Here is a 1,947-nt window from a genome sequence, read left to right on the forward strand (position 1 = left end):
GTCGAGGTGAGGTCGTACAGCACGAGGGTGGAGCCCGCCAGATGCTGACGGGCCAGGCGCCGCTCGATGGCCGGTTGTGCGTCATGCAGCCAGTCCAGCGCCCGGTACAGCTCATCGGCGCTGCATTGGCCGACCCCCAGCACGCGGCCCAGCGAGGAGCTGGCGGTGTCGTCGTGCAGCAAGCGGTGGGTGGCCAGCTTGGAGGCCGGCGAGATCACGCGCGCCACCAGCATGGCCAGCAGCACGGGCTGCAGTTCCTGGGGCGCTGAGGCGAACCAGGACGAAGCGCCSGAGCCCCGCGCAGCMCCCAGCACGGCGGCCACATGGCCGTGAGGCAGGGTGCGCTCGACGGTGAAGACCTCCTCGACGCTGGGAACAGCCACGCCCCCGCGCAGCAGCACCTTCAGACCTTCGATGACCTCCTCGGGCAGGCAAGACAGGTTGGCTAGGGTGCGTTTGCGGACCTTGCCGTCCTCGCGGTAGGACTCGCGCAGGAGCACTGCGGCGGGCGAGTTGCGGTTCGGCACGGACTCGATGTACATGACTTCGTTTATAGAACTAATACAGAGCTAATTCAATAGAATAATGAACAATTTACATGGCTATAAATTGACACAAGAAAAAGGCCGAAACCCGCGCCAATGCTGGGTTACGGCCTGATCAATGCTTCAAAGTTCGGCTTAGCGGCTACACATGCCGACCTGTAAGTACCTTGGTACTACTATTCATGCATCGGACAGGCAAGGAGAAGAATGAATACGTACCCCACCGCAAGCCAGGCCAATGGCGTCGCCCGCACCCTGAGCAAGCACCTGTCGTGCACCATCGTCGTCTATCGCACGCCGCAGGCGAAGTTCGTGACCGCGCGCACCACCGACCGGGTGGAGGGGAACATCGAAGGCATTTATCGCAACGGCTACTGCACGCCGACACTGCTGAGCGGCTCGCACTGAAAGAACTCGACTCCCAAGGCTCCACGCAGCCGAACGGTTTATGCCTCCTTCCGGAGGCTTTTTTTTGCCCGGTCACGCGGGCTCCTGGAAGCCGGCGAATCGCACGAATTCATGAACATCCTGACGTGGCATGTTCATGCGGTTCACGCTCGCACAGGGGTCGCCGAAGCCCATCGCCATACCGCAGGCGGTCAGATCTTCGGCCGGCATCCCGAGCTGCCATGCGATGACTTCGTGGAAGCGGGCGAACGACACCTGGGGGCAGGTGTCGATGCCGCGCGCCTTGGCTGCGATCATGACGTTCTGCACGAACAGGCCCAGGTCCAGCCAGCTGTGATGCGTCAGGCGCGAGTCGATGCTGAAGATCAGGCCCACCGGCGCGCCGAAGAAGGTGAAATTGCGCTGCGTCTGCCGCGCCCGCGCCGCGGCATCCGCCCGATCGATGCCCAGGGCGCCGTAATAGCGCGCGGCGAAATCCGCCTGGCGGGCGGAGAACGCCTGCGGCAGCGGGTCGGGGAAATGCGCAGACGGCGGAAGCTCGTCCTTCTCGAAGGCCGCAAGCAGCGCCTCTCCGAGCGCCTCCAGGGGCGCGCCGGTCAGCACGTGCACGCGCCAGGGCTGGGTGTTCGAATTGCTCGGCGCAGTGGCTGCGGCCTGCAGCACCTCGATCACCTCGTCTCGGGACAGCGGATCCGGCCTGTAGGCGCGCACGGACTTGCGCGATCGCAGCACTTCTTGCACGCCGCCGGCCAGGTCGGCTTGCGATCCTTCAGGCGACGGCATGCGCCACTCCTTCGGACTGCGGTGGCGGGTGATAGGCGATGCGTCCGGCGGGCAGGAAGAACAGCGCGATGACGGCCCCGCCCCTGGCTTCGGGATAATGATGGCTGCCCGGCGCGGGCGCGGTCCATCCGGCTTCACACCAGCCATTGGGGCCGTTCAGGGCAGCGCCGGGGTTCAGCGGGATCACCATGTTGAACTCGCCGTAGGGGTG

The 1,947-nt window shown here is 64.9% G+C and carries 3 protein-coding genes and 1 pseudogene; 1 reads left to right on the top strand and 3 read right to left on the bottom strand.

Features of this window, described 5'->3' with window-relative positions; translation table 11 throughout:
* Positions 1-542, bottom strand: a pseudogene (locus AC1DY5_RS53450) (IS1634 family transposase); the annotation flags it as partial.
* A 210-nt stretch (positions 543-752) separates the two neighbouring features.
* Here AC1DY5_RS53450 and AC1DY5_RS53455 point away from each other — a divergent pair.
* Positions 753-953 carry a hypothetical protein gene (locus AC1DY5_RS53455; RefSeq protein ID WP_478122323.1) on the top strand — a complete coding sequence of 67 codons (201 nt, stop codon included), beginning with the start codon at positions 753-755 and terminating at the stop codon, positions 951-953.
* A gap of 72 nt (positions 954-1,025) precedes the next feature.
* Here AC1DY5_RS53455 and AC1DY5_RS53460 read toward each other — a convergent pair whose 3' ends face one another.
* Both AC1DY5_RS53460 and AC1DY5_RS53465 read right to left on the bottom strand, forming a co-directional pair.
* Positions 1,026-1,736 (bottom strand): nitroreductase, encoded by a 711-nt coding sequence (locus AC1DY5_RS53460; protein WP_478122324.1) that lies wholly within the window; start codon positions 1,734-1,736, stop codon positions 1,026-1,028.
* The coding region (locus tag AC1DY5_RS53465) for a 4-hydroxylaminobenzoate lyase (protein ID WP_478122325.1) at positions 1,723-1,947 on the bottom strand (225 nt) is incomplete at its 5' end. The genes AC1DY5_RS53460 and AC1DY5_RS53465, both read right to left, overlap by 14 nt.

The organism is Variovorax sp. P4_D9, from assembly GCF_056401695.1.